We start from the raw sequence: 15,977 nt of genomic DNA on the forward strand, positions 1-15,977 counted from the left end.
CGCAAAATCCTAGCTAAATCAGTCAAAGTCAATATCGCTGTAAAATAGGGAAGAAAAGATATTATGCTGAGGGTATCTGGAAGCTTGTTATTTGATAGAATGTATTTAAATTGGAAATTATGTGATAACCCAATACAATATGTATTACTTTTATCAATGGTTAGGTTTTATTTGTACGTTAATGAATTTTTAGCTTGAGTATTCTAAACAAGGAGCGATTTCAAAAGATGAAACAAGTTGGAAAAAAGAAAATGATTTTCTTTTTTAGTCCTGACAATTATTTATCTCAATGGTACCCTTGCCATTTTGTCATTGATAACATTACATTTACTAGTGCAGAGCAGTGGATGATGTATGCTAAAGCATTGTTATTTCAAGATATAGAAAGTGCCAATGCCATTTTATCTATCACTTCCTCGAAAATGCAAAAGCAGCTCGGGCAAGCTGTGCGTAATTTTGATCAAACGATATGGAATAACCATAAGAAAGAAATTGTTTTTAAAGGTAATTATGCAAAGTTTTCTCAAAATGCGGAGCTTAAAAAATCGTTATTATCCACCAAAGATAAAGTTTTAGCAGAAGCCAGCCCTTATGATAAAGTTTGGGGAATCGGTTTAAGTATGGATGATGAAATGCGATTTAATATGGCCAAATGGCGAGGAAAAAACTTATTAGGTGAAGTTTTGATGGCCGTGCGTAAGGCATTAAAAGAACAATCTACATTAAGTTAATAAACAAGGCGGACTTATTTTTTTAGGTATATTTTTCCCAATAAGTAGGTTTGTATACTCAAATACCATATTACCTGAAGCCTTATCGACAATAATTTACCGCTTTTTCACTAAAGTCTAAAAAAATTATTCTCACTTGGTAGGGCAATTTACCTTAGGCAACACTTTACGAGAGTATCGATAAAATGACCCAAAGGGATCCTCTCGATCCCTCTGGATTAGACACTGAGGTAATTTGTTTCACTAAACGCTAAAAACGAGATACAACGCTAAACAATAAAGAGGTTGCAAAGGGTTAAAAATTTTTCTGAGTTATGCAACTAGCTATTGTTTAACATAAGCATCTATAACTAATCAAAAAACTTAATCATACTATTTTAGTGTGATTATTCAGTAACAATGGTAAAGCGCTGTTTAATATGTTTAGCGTTTTCTGCTTCATCAATCATTGCAATGGCGTAATCGGCATAGCTAATTTGGCTTTGACCTTTATTATTGAATAACACTTGCTCTCCGCCAGCTTTATAATGACCTGTTCTTGCTCCATCGGCAATAAACTCTATAGCAGGGCTTAAATAAGTCCATTGCACATCGTCACATTTTCTAAGTTCATCAAGCGCTTTAGCCATATTAGTCGCTAATGGTTTAAATTGATCAGGAAATTCAGGTGTATCGACCAAACGCATAGTATTTTCTGGATTAATGTATAAGCTTCCTGCGCCGCCTACAATTAATAATCGATTAGGTCTATTTTTTAAAATATTAGTAAGGTGTTTTAAGCTGGTTTGATGTAATGGCAATGATTCTGGTGTCCATGTGGCAAAAGCATCGACAATCACATCAAAAGGCTTTAAATCTTCATAAGTCAGATCAAACAGATCTTTAACTAATACTTTTGCTTTTGGATCGACGTGAGAAGTTGATTTACGTACAATCGCCGTGACATCATGCCCACGTGAAAGCGCTTCTTTAACAATTAATGAGCCTGATTTACCACTTGCACCAATGACAGCAATTTTCATATTTCACTCCTTTTAATGTTTAAATAATTAACATCAACGACATTCAATAACCTAATATTTTCGTTCAATAAATCATAAAGAATGAACGCTAAACTCTAATAATAATTAGCATGATATAGCTTGATTTCAGGTTAACCTTTAAACTTTCTACTGTAAAGTAGGTACTAAATAGTGCTATAGTTACTTTTATGAAACTATTATTGAATTTAAACAATTAAATAATGATAAAATTAAGTGAAGCGTTGCCAATTTGTCCTGTTGAAACCACATTAATGTTAATGGGTGACAAATGGAAAATATTAATTGTGCGTGATTTACTTACGGGCACCAAACGCTTTGGTGAACTAAAAAAATCCCTTACTGGCATATCACAAAAAGTCTTAACTCAGCATTTACGCGCTATGGAAAAAAGTGGCCTATTAACTCGTCAAGTTTATGCCGAAGTCCCACCAAGGGTTGAATATACGTTAACCGAGGTTGGGCAAAGCCTAAAACAGGTGCATGATGCCATGTTAGCGTGGGGAAAGGCTTACAAATTAAAAGCGGATGAGTAACCTTTTACCCATCCTTAAATTAATCATGATTAGCTGTCAAATTCTTCACAGCCAAAATAAAACTCATCTGATTTAACATTTTTGTCACGGCCGATAAGAATGATACTAGGAAAAGGATTTTCTTCCGTGACTGGGGCTGTATATTGATAATATTGACCTATATCACCCCAAGACATTGCTTCTTTTAAATCGGCAGGGATTGGGGTTGCTGCCATTGATTTGGCAAATGTATCTATATCACCTTTAGCAATCGCATAAAAGTATGAACCACTATCGCCTTGATATTTAATCTGTGACACAGTGGTATTCATTATTTCCAGCGGTTTAGCAAAGTGATACTCTAAATTAATCAGTCCATCTTCTTCTAAATTTTTTACGGTAATGTTTTGCTCGCTGAGTTGTTTAACCACTTTTGCATCACGACCATCAATTGGATCAACCTTGCATAATAAAGCCGCTTTAAATTGTGACTCAATGGTATTATTTGTTTCGGTCGCTAATGCATATGTTGAAAAGCCGAAAATAAGTAGTGAACTGCATAAAAATCTGTATAACACTGTTATCTTTTACTTTTTAAAATCATTATTTCATATTATAAACAACAATAATTGTATTGAATAGCGCTTATCAAAATTTCGTGAAATAAAGTTATTTTAATACCAATGGGTAAATGGTCGATATAATATGACATCCTATAGCAGATATGTGATTGGCAATGTATTAGGATGCATAATTTTATAGCCTAATTTAATCAATTTCTTTTGCCTAGCAACAAGATCATTTTATATAAAACAATTCAACCCAATATGCATGCACAACTCTTTTAAATCATTAATAGATTTATTAAAAATCATCTACTTTTTTATTATTTAACTATTTGATTATGTATTTTAAAAACATAAATAACTTTATAACAATAGTCAGCAAAAAATTATCAACATTCTATTTTTGGTTAACAATAAATTAGTTTAAAATATACATAAAAATAAATAACATAATCAGAAAGGAAAGCAATTGGACGGGACAAAAACATATTGGTTTTTGAGTGCTAGCTATAATGGCAAAGATCAAACTGATCGCTTTATTAGTGCAGGCATTTGGGAAAGTGGTTATAACGATAAATATTTAAAGCTAGTGCGTTCTATTGCGGTTGGTGACCAAATTGCCATCAAATCAACTTATACGGAAAAGCACAATTTACCCTTTGATAATAAAGGCTTTAATGTTTCTGTTATGAAAATTAAGGCTATTGGGGTTGTAACAAAGAACCACGGCGATGGTAAATTATTGGAAGTCAATTGGCAACGAACTGATTTAAATAAAAAGTGGTATTTTTACACTAATGTCGCTGTCATTTGGCAAGTTAAAGCTGATAATTGGTTTTCTGAACAATTAATTAATTTTACTTTTGATGATAAGCCACAAGATATTGACGTGTTCCGTAATGCTCCTTATTGGCGTTCACGGTATGGGGATATTAATAGTAACGATGTTAATAGTAATAACTATGCTGACAATATGAACGAATCAAGTAATGATACTTGGAAAGATATTGTATTAAGTCGTGTTAAACAATTATGTTATCAGAAAAATGATAATATATTTACTCGATCGGAATTTCTTGATCATTATAAAGAAGAAATTCAGCAATTATTTCCTAATAATAAAACGATAAAATCAAGCATTGATAATAGGCTTCAAGAACTGAGAAATGATAATATTTTGTTATTTTTGGGAAATGGAAAATACCAATTACTAGAGACAGATGCAAGCTATCTAGAGAAAGACAGTTCAGATAATCAAGACATGACTGAGCCAGTAATAATGAAGCAATCTTATACCTTAGATGATTTAATCAATGAGGGATGTTTTGTCGATAAACAACAGTTACAATCCATTTTAATCAGTTTAAGAGCGAAAAAAAATATTATTTTACAAGGCCCACCAGGTACTGGTAAAACGTGGTTGGCTAAACGTTTAGCTAATGTAATGGTTGGCTATAAAGATTCAAATAATATCAAAGCAATTCAATTTCACCCTAATATGTCTTATGAGGATTTTGTTCGCGGTTATCGCCCAACAAGTGATGGTAAGTTAGCACTGATTGATGGTCCTTTTTTAGAAATAATCAATCAAGCCAAAAACGATCCCCAGGTAAATTATGTGATTGTGATCGAAGAAATTAACCGAGGCAATCCGGCACAAATTTTTGGTGAAATGTTAACGCTACTTGAGGCTGATAAACGAAATCCAAATGAGGCATTAGAATTAACATACCAACACCAAAATGAAAAAGGCGTATTTATTCCCGCCAATCTCTATGTTATCGGTACTATGAATATTGCCGATCGTTCGTTAGCGATGCTTGATTTTGCTTTACGCCGTCGTTTTGCCTTTTATCATTTAAGTCCTCATTTTGGTGAAAATTGGCTCAACTATATGCAAGAAAAACACGCCTTTTCACCGAAACAATTACAAGATATAAAGCACCGTATAGAGGCATTAAATCAATATATCAGTAATGATAGTACACTCGGCAAGGCATTTACCATTGGGCATAGCTATTTTACCTGTTCTAACCAAAAAATGACTGCGCAAGATTGGTTTAAGCATATTGTTCGTTCAGAAATCGAGCCTCTATTAGAAGAGTATTGGTTTGGTGAGCCTGAAAAATTTAGCGATGCGATGAATATATTATTAGGTAATGCACAATAATGACCACGATAAATAATCATCCGCTATTAACCAATACGACCGTTGCCAAAATACCAATTAGAAACATATGGCTACTTTTGCTCTATGCTTCTGATTATTATAAAACTGTAGGGAAAAAGCAGAGAATAGAGCTAGAAAATAACCCAGAGGAATTAATAACGCTCGCTGCCAAACTATATTGTCAGGTAGCAAATAAATGGTTAATACATCACCTTGCCGCAGATTACCAGCTCACAACAAAATCACTTAATCGTGTCAGAGGAAAAATAGAGGTTTTAACTACTCAGCGTAAGCAATTATTGGCAAAGGGTAAAATTCAATGTCGATATGATGATTTAACGATTGATACCCCTAAAAATCGCTATATTCATGCTGCGGCTCATCTATTAGTAAAACAATTGACGGATACGAGCTTAATTGAACAATGTAGAAAAATCATTCATCAATTTACTGCGTTGAAGATTGGTCAAACAACGCATTATTGCTATGAAAAGGAGCGTTTTAACCATGCAAATCTTAAAGATAATACTTTAATCTCTTTAGCAAAACTGATTTTTAGCTTGTCAATTCCCACTCAATTCCAAGGATTACATGCCATTGAACAACTAAAAAAAACCGATCATTGGTTACGCGAATTATTTGAAAAAGCGATAATTGGTTTTTATCGGGTAAATTTAGATCCTCAACAATGGATCATTCATGCTGGCAAAAAACTAAACTGGCAATATACCAACGCAACCGAGAATATAAAACGTTATTTACCAACAATGAAAACTGATTTAATCATCGAAAACCGCAGTCAGAATCAATGGTTGGTTATTGATACTAAATGTACCTCAATTTTAAAAAAATCACGATTTAGACCTAACTCGTTTAGTAGTCATCACCTTTATCAATTGTATGCTTATCTAAGAAGTCAGGAAAAACAGAGTGATTCATTATCTATTTCTGCTTCGGGAATGCTGTTATATCCAACAGTTGGAGTGACGATTAATGAAAGTATGCTGATTCAAGGACATAAGTTAGCATTTTGTACTATTGATTTAACCCAAGATAATACAAAAATCAAAGAGAGCTTATTGGCATTATTAAATGATTTTTTACCTTGCTAGCTTAAATTGGACGCTGGGATAATTTTTTGCTAAAAAAACCAATAGCCAAAATGGAAAACCTAAATATCATATTGAAACAGGGTTTAATCTGAAAGTTCATTTCTGAAAGATTATTGATAATAATTTCAAGATATTGTGAAAGGAAACAACTTGAAATCTAACAGTACTACAGGCAGCATCCACCTTATAACTGCTTGATTTCACTTAAAAATGCAAAATAAAAACTTCAATAAAATCAATGGCTTTTCTGAACGATTTTTATATAGAAATGCAATGAAATTTTTCATCTTTTTTGTTTTAGTCATTAACTGTGTCACTAGTTTATCAAGTTGATATCAACAATCTAAAATCGCTATTTATTCTAAAATAGATTAGTATGATTTTATTGATTTTTGTTGGCTAAATTTATTATGGGCATATCTTCAAACAATTTGACGATTAAAGATATTGCAAAGCTTTGTGGGGTAAGCAAATCGACGGTGTCACGGGTGATCAATCATGACCCAATGGTTAAAGCCAGTACACGCTCCAAGGTAATGGCAATGATTGAACAGCATCAATTTACGCCGTCAAAATCAGCTCGAGCCATGCGTGGTTATGGCAATAAGGTCATTGGTATTATTGTAACCCGCCTTGATTCATGGTCAGAAAATCAAGCGGTTCGCAGTATGTTGCCTATTTTTTATCAGCATGGTTATGATCCTATTATTATGGAGAGTCAATTTAGTGCCGCTAAAGTTAAAGAGCATTTATCCATGCTAAAAGACAAGCAAGCTGATGGCGTGGTTATTTTTGCGTTTACTGGGCTTGAGCATTCATTATTACCCTTCTGGCAAAATAAAAGTGTGGTGATTGCCAGAAAGTTTCCTGCTCATACTTGTATTTGTTATGATGATATAGGGGCAGTAAATACGCTACTTACCTATTTATATCAGTCACAACGACATCAAAACATTGGATATCTTGGTATTGATCAACAAGACCAAACCACTGGCGCTCGGCGTTACCAAGCTTATCTGGATTTTTGTCAGCAATATCAACTGATCCCAAATGCGGCCTTAGGTCAATTAAGTTATCGCTCAGGCTATGAGCTCGCCATACCGGTATTAGCACAAAAGCCATCGGCAATTGTTTGTGCAACAGATAGCATCGCATTAGGATTAAATAAATACTTACACGAAAAACAGTTAGAACATATTGTGGTTGGTAGTATTGGTACTAGTGAACTACTGAGCTTTCTTTTTCCTAAAACTTATGTCGTTGAGCTAGGTTTTGATAAAGCGGGTAGTTATGCCGCTCAAGAATTGTTGAATCTATTACAAAATCAGGCCTCCTTTAAAACTATCACTGTGCCTTGCAAGTTGATAGGCTAGTAACCTCCCTATTTAGTTAATTTGTGCTTATTTAATCTCAATTTGTGATGTCAATCACAAAAAAGGGAACGTTCCCATTTATTAATTATTCAATTCAATCTATGCTTAACATTAAGCAAAAAATAGTCAGATGATCTATTCAAATAGAATGATTTAGACTGAGATTTTACCAATCAAGGGAACGTTATTATGGCTAAAGATTTAACAATAACCACAGAATCTATTGGGCAATTGATTGATTTTATTGGTGGTAGTAAAAATATTGCCAGTGTCACCCACTGTTTAACAAGGTTACGCTTTGCGCTAGTTGAACCCAAATTAGCTAAAATTGACGCGATAGAAGCATTACCTTTTGTCAAAGGCTGTTTTATTAATGCTGGACAGTTTCAAGTCATTATTGGTACCAATGTGGATAGCTACTATAAAGTATTGATACAACAATTAAATTTAAGCGAATCAAGCAAAGAACAAACCAAAGTTGCGGCTAAACAAAATATGTCGTTTTTTGAAAGGTTGATCTCTAATTTAGCCGAAATTTTTATACCCCTGTTGCCTGCTTTAATTGCTGGCGGGTTATTACTGGGACTGCGTAATGTGCTTGGTGATATGCCATTTATTGACAATAAACCGCTTACCGAAAGTTACCCTTGGTTAGCACCAATTTATAGTATTCTTTGGTTACCTTGCGAGGCAATTTTTCACTTTTTGCCCGTTGCTATTTGTTGGTCAACCACCAAAAAAATGGGCGGATCGCCGGTACTCGGTATTGTGTTGGGGGTTACCTTAGTTTCGCCTCAATTAATGAATGCTTATGATTTAGGTAGCAAAATACCCGAAGTATGGGATTTTGGTTGGTTTACTATTGCTAAAGTTGGTTATCAAGCACAAGTGATTCCCTCGATTTTTGCTGGATTAGCACTCGGCTTTATCGAAACCCGTTTACGAAAAATGGTTCCCGATTATTTAACTTTGGTTATTGTACCTATTGTTGCGTTACTAACTTCGGTCTTTTTAGCCCATTTTGTTTTAGGCCCATTTGGTCGCATGTTAGGTAACGGTATTGCTTATATTGTTAAATACTTAATGACCGGTGATTATGCCTTTATTGGTTCGGCTATTTTTGGCTTTATTTATTCACCACTGGTGATTACAGGTATTCATCACACCACGCTTGCTATTGACATGCAGATGACCAATAGTATGGGTGGAACACCAATTTGGCCCATTATTGCTTTATCTAACATAGCTCAAGCTTCAGCCGTGGTTGGTATCATTTTAGCCAGTAAAAAACAAAATGAACGTGAAGTCTCTGTGCCTGCGGCGATATCAGCTTATTTAGGCGTGACTGAGCCTGCCATGTATGGCATTAATTTGCGTTATAAGTTCCCGATGTTATGCGCCATGATTGGCTCGGCGTTAGCCGGATTAATTTGTGGGTTAGCTGGCGTGTTGTCTAATGGCATTGGTGTTGGCGGCTTACCCGGCATATTGACTATCAAACCGATATATTGGTCAATTTATGCCGTTGCTATGTTGGTAGCAATTGTCGTTCCGATTGTTTTAACCTCGTTAGTTTATAAAATAAAACAGAAGCAAGGCACGTTAAATATCCGCTAACTTATTGATGTCACTTTTTATCGTTGTATTAACTAAACGGTAAGTGATACTGATTAACTGATTAACAAAAAGAGTGCACAATGAACAAAATTACAATTCCTTGGTGGCAAAATGGGACTATCTATCAAATTTATGTAAAAAGTTTTCAAGCTAGTGGCACAAATTCAACTGGAGACTTACAAGGTATTATTAAGCGATTAGATTACTTAAAAAACCTTGGAATTAGTGCCATTTGGTTAACGCCAATCTATCCATCGCCGCAAATTGATAACGGTTATGATGTTTCGGATTATTACGATATTGATCCAAGTTATGGCACAATGGCTGATTTTGAGCTACTCATTGCACAAGCTCATCAACGAGATATCCGAATTATGATGGATATGGTGTTTAATCATACTTCAACCCAGCATCCTTGGTTTAAAGCGGCTTTAGATAAAAATAGCCCTTACCGCTCCTTTTACATATGGAAAGATGCCGCCCCAAATGGAACAGAGCCGAATAATTGGTTATCAAAATTTGGCGGTAAAGCGTGGCAATGGCATCAACCATCAGAGCAATACTATTTACACTTATTTGCTAAAGAACAAGCCGATCTCAACTGGGAAAACCCAACCGTTCGTGATGAAATCAAGAAAGTGTGTCAATTTTGGGCGAATAAAGGGGTCGATGCGCTTAGGCTTGATGTGGTTAATTTAGTGTCTAAACAGCAGAATTTTCCTAATGATGAAAATGGTGATGGACGACGATTTTATACCGATGGTCCACGTATTCATGAATTTTTACAGGATCTGAGTACTAATGTGTTTCAACCCTACCAGTTGAAAACGGTTGGTGAAATGTCATCAACCACACTAGAAAACTGCCGAGAATATGCCGCATTAGATGGTAAAGAATTGACTATGACCTTTAATTTTCATCATCTAAAAGTCGATTATCCTAATGGCTATAAGTGGTGTTTAGCTAAACCTGATTTAATTGAGCTTAAAAAAATTATCGGTTATTGGCAAACGGGCATGCATAATCAAGCGTGGAATGCCATTTTTTGGTGTAATCATGATCAGCCACGCATTGTATCGCGCCTTGGCAACGAAAACCAATATCATACACAATCAGCCAAAATGCTAGCCATGTTGCTGTATGGTTTACAAGGAACACCTTATCTTTATCAAGGCGAAGAAATTGGTATGACCAACCCCCACTTTACGGATATTACGCAATATCGCGATGTTGAAAGCCTGAATATCTATCAAGAAAAACTCGCGCAAGGCATGACAAAGCAGGAAATCTTAGCCATTTTAGCCAGTAAATCCAGAGACAATAGCCGAACCCCAATGCAATGGGATAACTCAGTTAATGCAGGGTTTACGCAAGGTGAACCATGGATTGAGGTTGCCGATAATTATCCACAAATTAATGTTAATACCGCACTCAATAATCCCGATTCAATATTTTATTGTTATCAAACTTTAATTGCGCTCCGCAAGCAGCATCCGATTTTTATTTTAGGCGACTATCGCGATTTTTCCGCTGATATTGGCGATTATTGGGTTTATGTACGTAGTTATTGTCAGCAACAACTATTGGTAATAATTAATCTTACTGATAAAAAAGTCAATTACGCATTACCAACACAATTACAACATCTAAGCTGGAATCAATTATTAAGTAATTATCCAGATAGCCCGTTCTTAGGTTCGCAAATAACATTAAGGCCTTATGAAGCAATGTATTGGCTACAACAAAATAATTAAGCAAGCAATATGGGCAATCAAAGATAGATTGCCTGTTTTTATATAATCATAATGGTAGTAAGTCATATAAAAACTTGTACATATTAACCAAAGCTTGCCTTTCCTTAGCTTAATTTGGCATTTCATGTATCAAATCGCTAAATGCCCATTATGTCGTCACAATGGGTGGCAAACCATGTACTATTCAATTTGTTTACTGCGAAGGCTCAATTGAGTATCAAATAGCGCATACAAATCCTATCAATGGCAAACATTCACCAACCTACCTATCTAGTCAGCGCACCAAAATTAAGCAAAAATATAAAGTAGAAGAATAGTTTTTAGATGGCTAGATTTATTAGTAACGATCAGCGATAATCCTAAACAACCTTATCAAATTTGCTGTTACTATGTTTATCATTTATCATTCTAACCAAGTCGATCTACTCAAGACACTATTAAGTGAATTGATGCTCAGGCAACCATTAGAAGACGTATTCATACCTGATGTCGTTATGGTGCAAAGCCAAGGTATGGCACAATGGTTGCAAATTGCGTTAGCTGATGAATTGGGGATTGTGGCTAATGTTGACTTTCTTTTTCCTACACAGTTTATTTGGCAGCTATACCAAAAATTGTTACCCAATGCGCCAACTGAAAATAGTTATAATATTGAATCAATGACGTGGCGTTTATATTACTTATTACCCCAAGTTATTAAGCAACCTGAATTTAGTGCACTTAGCCATTATCTTAATGATGATAAACACGATAGAAAACGCTATCAACTCGCAACGCGTATCGCTTGGTTATTTGACCAATATTTAGTTTATCGCCCTGATTGGTTGGCAAAATGGGAAGCCAATCAAACTGTTGCCGAATTAAAGCATCATTCTGATGAAACGTGGCAAGCCGAGCTTTGGCGCAAGCTAATAGCTATCAGCCAACCTTATCATCGGGCTAATATTTATCAGCAAATGCTTGAGATTTTGTTAGATAAACATTTTGATCGTGCTTGTTTAGATCCGTTACCTGAGCGTATTTTTATTTTTGGTATTACTTCGCTTCCCCCTATTTATCTCTCATTACTTTCAGCACTTGGACAACATATTGATGTCCATTTAATGTTTAATAATCCATGTAAATGGTATTGGGGAGATATTGTTGAAAAACAATTATCAGATATCGAAAATACGCCAGATAAAATCCCTAATCCATTATTAACTTCGTGGGGGAAATTAGGTCGAGATAATCTATTTTTACTACAAGAATTTAGCCATAAGCAAGATATTGAAGCGTTTGTCGATCTGGATTGTTCTTGTTTGTTACAGACCATACAACAAGATATTTTGGATCTTTATCAAAGCGAATTTTGTAATAAACATATATCACTTATGGATAAGTCCATTTCATTTCATGCCTGCCATAGTGAACAGCGAGAAGTTGAAGTGTTATATGATTATCTGTTATCGGTTTTTGATGATGATCCTACATTGGAGTTACGTGATTGCATTGTTATGGTGTCGGATATTGATAAATATGTTCCTTATATTCGCGCTGTGTTTGGAAATGCTACTGGGAAGCGATTTTTACCTTTTACTATTTCTGATCAAAAAGCACGAAATATTGATCCGATTGTGCAAGGTTTTTTCACTATCTTAAATTTTCCTCAAAGCCGATTTACGGCCGAAGAGCTATTTAACTTATTAGAAATCCCCGCTATTGCCGAAAAATTTGCCATTAGTGAATCACAATTAACTTTGCTACGAACTTGGATTGTGGAATCGGGTATTCGTTTTGGGCTTGATAGTGGGCATAGTTGGTTATTTGGGCTTAAACGGTTATTGCTTGGCTATACCATGAGTAGTGAACAAGGTGGCTGGCAACAGATATTACCTTACGATGGCGCAACAGGCTTAGATGCTGAATTAATTGGCCAATTAGCCGAGTTTATTAACGTTGTTAATGAGTGGGTTGTTATTTTAAGTGAAGAAAAATCTCTAATTGATTGGCAACCTTGTTGCCTTAAATTGATTAATGATTTTTTTGTCAGCAATCCGCAACGTGAATCCATTTTGTTGATGCTTGAAGAAGAATGGCAAAAATTGATTAGTAGTGGTTTAACGGCTAATTATACAGATAATATATCTATCGCTATCTTGCATGATGCTATGCAATCACGTTTAGAGCAAAACCATTTGGCTCATCGTTTTTTAGTTGGGAAGGTAAATTTTTGTACCATGATGCCAATGCGCTCAATACCGTTTAAAATTGTGTGTTTGCTTGGTATGAATGATGGTGATTATCCAAGAACATCTCTTCCCCTTGATTTTGACTTAATTGCACATCATCCAAAGCGAGGGGATCGTAGTCGTCGTACGGATGATCGTTATCTATTTTTAGAAGCAATTTTATCCGCCCAAAAACAGTTATATATCAGTTATATTGGTCGTGATATGAAAGATAATAGTGAGCGTTATCCTTCTATACTTGTTGATGAGCTTTGGGAATATATTGTTCAATACTATAATAATCAATCTGTAAATAGTTTAGATAAGCATAGTCATCTTGATGCGTTAAAAATTATCCATACACGAACACCATTTAATCCTAAAAACTTTTTACAAGATCCTAAAAGTTATGCCGACGAGTGGTTACCTGCTGCATTACAACAAGGTAAAAGCCAATCATTTATCAGCGAAATTCCAACAATTATTGTCGATGACATTAACCTTGATGAATTAAAGCGATTTTATCATCATTCTATTCGTCTATTTTTACAGAAGCGTTTTAATTTTTATGCTAATTATCTAGACGATACTTTGCCCGATGCTGAAAATTTTAACTTGGATAATTTAAAACGTTATCAATTAAACTTGCAGATTTTAAATCAACAAATTACAACAAATAGTCAAGATCCAGATAGTTTTTATCAACAATTAGCCTTAACTGGCGAGTTACCAGATGGTGCATTTGGTGAAATTATTTATGATGAACAATTTGAAGCACTACAATCATTAGCGAATAAAATCAATCAAGAACGCTTGGTCATGACAACCCAAGAAGTCAATTTAACCATTTCGACCAATAAAAAAGATTATTCATTGCAAGGTTGGCTAACTCATATTCAAGATGATGGTATATTGACATGGCGTCCGTCAAAACTTTCAATTCGAGATGGGATTTCGTTGTGGATTGATCATTTAGTTTATTGCATCTTAAACCCTGATAAAGTTGAAAGCCAAAGCCGTATCTATGGTCTAGATGGTAAACAATGGCGTTTTTTACATTTACCAAATGATGAAGCTATGACCATTCTAACCACGTTAGTAGATGGCTATTTGCATGGTATCAATCAACCTTTATTGTTACCTGTGCAATGTGCATGGGGTTGGTTAATGGCAGCCTATAATAAGAAAACAGGTGAAATTGTCGCCAGCGAAAGCGCAATAAATAAGTTATTAAATACTTGGCAAGGTGGCTTTAATCAATCTGCTGAATGTGACAGTTATTATGCTCGCTTGTATCCTGAATTAACGGACGAGTTAATTGAACAGATTATATTTGCAGCTCAGCAATTTTTATTACCCATTTTATTACATCAAGTAACGGTAGAATAAGGCGACATTATGTTTATTGATACACATTGCCATTTTGATTTTCCACCTTTTGCTGGTGCGCTTGGTGACTCAATGTATAAGGTGCGTCAAGCGGGTATTGTTGGGTTAATTATACCTGCGGTTAGTGCTAATTATTTTGATACTGTTTTACAACTTACGGATCTTTACCCTGAACTTTATGCTGCTTTGGGATTACATCCTATCTATCAACATACAATGGCTGATTTAGAGCTGTTAACCCATATTGTTGAAACCAAACCTAAAAAATTAGTTGCCATTGGTGAAATAGGACTCGATCGCTATGATTTAACAGTAGATTGGCAACAGCAATTATCGTTTTTTAGATCACAATTAGCACTTGCCAAACGGTTTGATTTACCTGTTTTGATTCACTCACGCAAATCACACGATATTATGTACCACGAATTGCAGCAAGCCAACTTACCTTACCATGGCGTGATACATGGATTTTCTGGTAGCTATCAGCAAGCCATGCAATTTATTAAGCTTGGCTACTATATTGGTGTCGGTGGTGTAATTAGTTATGAGCGAGCAAATAAAACGCGAAATACTATTGCCCAATTACCACTTGAAAGCTTAGTACTTGAAACCGATGCGCCTGACATGCCATTAAGCGGTCGCCAAGGGCAAGTTAATCGTCCTGAATATATTGTTGAGGTTTTTAAAGTCTTGTTGCAATTACGCAAAGAATCATCAGATCATATACTTAATACCATTTTAACAAATACCTTGACGTTATTTAGTAGAATCAACAGAGTGAAAAATACACAAAACAACTAAAATAACCCTAGCCCTGTCGTACTATAACGATGCCGGTTTGGTTTAGGATAGTGATTTTAGCCCTATTATCAGTATTGCTTTAAAAATATCGTTTTCCATACGGCGTTGTTTAAGCGCTTTGCGTAAAGCTAGCAACTCTTGCTCTTGCTCTTGCTAACTACAATTACCTTTTTTAAATGAGCCACTTTAACTGGCTTGCGTTATCCAACGCTCCAATGCTGATGGGGTCAAATCATATTCTGCAACGATTTTACTACGTGATTTACCGTGTTGCTAAAGACTAACCTTTTGATGTTTAAAATCATCATTGAATATTCGCCTTTTTTGTTTAATCTTGGTAGTCATGCCCAAATTGGTCAAGTTGGCGCCAGCGTTATTATTGTGGTTGCCATTCATAATATACTAGGAATGATCAGCGGTTACTGGAGCGGACGTTTATTGTTTTTTGATGAGTCAACCTGTCGAACAATGTCTTTTGAAGTAGGAATACAAAACTCTGCGCTTGCAGTCACATTAGGTACTCCCTATTTTTCGGTATTATCAGCTTTTTCTGCTACGGTATTTTCGGTTTGGCACAATATTTCTGGCTGGCTATTGGTAAGTTAACCCTGTTAAAAATAAGAAAAAAGCCAATAATTGATAAATATTATTGTAAAATAGCATTTATCATATCTCCTACCGAATACAACACTCAGTAGA

Annotated in this window: 12 protein-coding genes; 10 read left to right on the forward strand and 2 right to left on the reverse strand. The window is 35.1% G+C overall.

The window, feature by feature from the left end:
* The first annotated feature begins 227 nt into the window (after positions 1–227).
* On the forward strand, positions 228–731 hold the full coding sequence (locus A9G28_RS00730) for an NADAR family protein (RefSeq protein ID WP_065579467.1): 504 nt from the start codon (positions 228–230) through the stop codon (positions 729–731).
* Between the two features lie 386 nt (positions 732–1,117).
* Here A9G28_RS00730 and A9G28_RS00735 read toward each other — a convergent pair whose 3' ends face one another.
* Positions 1,118–1,753: an NAD(P)-dependent oxidoreductase gene (locus tag A9G28_RS00735; protein ID WP_065579468.1), complete on the reverse strand. Its 636-nt coding sequence runs from the start codon at positions 1,751–1,753 to the stop codon at positions 1,118–1,120.
* A 221-nt stretch (positions 1,754–1,974) separates the two neighbouring features.
* Here A9G28_RS00735 and A9G28_RS00740 point away from each other — a divergent pair, with 221 nt between their 5' ends.
* A complete protein-coding gene (locus A9G28_RS00740) occupies positions 1,975–2,307 on the forward strand; it encodes a winged helix-turn-helix transcriptional regulator (RefSeq protein ID WP_065579469.1) in 333 nt (110 codons plus the stop codon).
* 29 nt (positions 2,308–2,336) lie between these two features.
* On the opposite strand, the gene A9G28_RS00745 is transcribed toward A9G28_RS00740, so the two are convergent.
* Positions 2,337–2,864 (reverse strand): hypothetical protein, encoded by a 528-nt coding sequence (locus A9G28_RS00745; protein ID WP_065579470.1) that lies wholly within the window; start codon positions 2,862–2,864, stop codon positions 2,337–2,339.
* A 457-nt stretch (positions 2,865–3,321) separates the two neighbouring features.
* Between A9G28_RS00745 and A9G28_RS00750 the strand changes: the two genes are divergently transcribed.
* The 8 genes from A9G28_RS00750 to A9G28_RS00785 all read left to right on the forward strand — a co-directional run bounded on the left by A9G28_RS00750 (position 3,322) and on the right by A9G28_RS00785 (position 15,884).
* On the forward strand, positions 3,322–5,022 hold the full coding sequence (locus A9G28_RS00750) for an AAA family ATPase (RefSeq protein ID WP_065579471.1): 1,701 nt from the start codon (positions 3,322–3,324) through the stop codon (positions 5,020–5,022).
* The gene (locus tag A9G28_RS00755) at positions 5,022–6,134 is read left to right on the forward strand and encodes a 5-methylcytosine restriction system specificity protein McrC (RefSeq protein WP_065579472.1); all 1,113 of its coding nucleotides are present in this window, start codon (positions 5,022–5,024) and stop codon (positions 6,132–6,134) included. Before A9G28_RS00750 ends, A9G28_RS00755 begins: the two co-directional genes overlap by 1 nt.
* 410 nt (positions 6,135–6,544) lie before the next feature.
* Entirely contained in the window at positions 6,545–7,507 is a 963-nt protein-coding gene (treR, locus tag A9G28_RS00760) for a trehalose operon repressor TreR (RefSeq protein WP_065579473.1), read from the forward strand.
* A 189-nt stretch (positions 7,508–7,696) separates the two neighbouring features.
* The gene (gene treB / locus A9G28_RS00765) at positions 7,697–9,124 is read left to right on the forward strand and encodes a PTS trehalose transporter subunit IIBC (RefSeq protein WP_065579474.1); all 1,428 of its coding nucleotides are present in this window, start codon (positions 7,697–7,699) and stop codon (positions 9,122–9,124) included.
* A gap of 80 nt (positions 9,125–9,204) precedes the next feature.
* Positions 9,205–10,878 (forward strand): alpha,alpha-phosphotrehalase, encoded by a 1,674-nt coding sequence (gene treC, locus A9G28_RS00770; RefSeq protein ID WP_065579475.1) that lies wholly within the window; start codon positions 9,205–9,207, stop codon positions 10,876–10,878.
* Between the two features lie 389 nt (positions 10,879–11,267).
* A complete protein-coding gene (recC, locus tag A9G28_RS00775; RefSeq protein ID WP_065579476.1) occupies positions 11,268–14,477 on the forward strand; it encodes an exodeoxyribonuclease V subunit gamma in 3,210 nt (1,069 codons plus the stop codon).
* A gap of 9 nt (positions 14,478–14,486) precedes the next feature.
* Positions 14,487–15,278 carry a TatD family hydrolase gene (locus A9G28_RS00780; RefSeq protein WP_065579477.1) on the forward strand — a complete coding sequence of 264 codons (792 nt, stop codon included), beginning with the start codon at positions 14,487–14,489 and terminating at the stop codon, positions 15,276–15,278.
* A 291-nt stretch (positions 15,279–15,569) separates the two neighbouring features.
* A complete protein-coding gene (locus tag A9G28_RS00785; protein WP_065579478.1) occupies positions 15,570–15,884 on the forward strand; it encodes a hypothetical protein in 315 nt (104 codons plus the stop codon).
* Positions 15,885–15,977: the final 93 nt, after the last annotated feature.

Origin of the sequence: Gilliamella sp. Fer1-1, assembly GCF_001690825.1 — a bacterium.
Lineage (GTDB): Bacteria > Pseudomonadota > Gammaproteobacteria > Enterobacterales > Orbaceae > Gilliamella > Gilliamella apicola_C.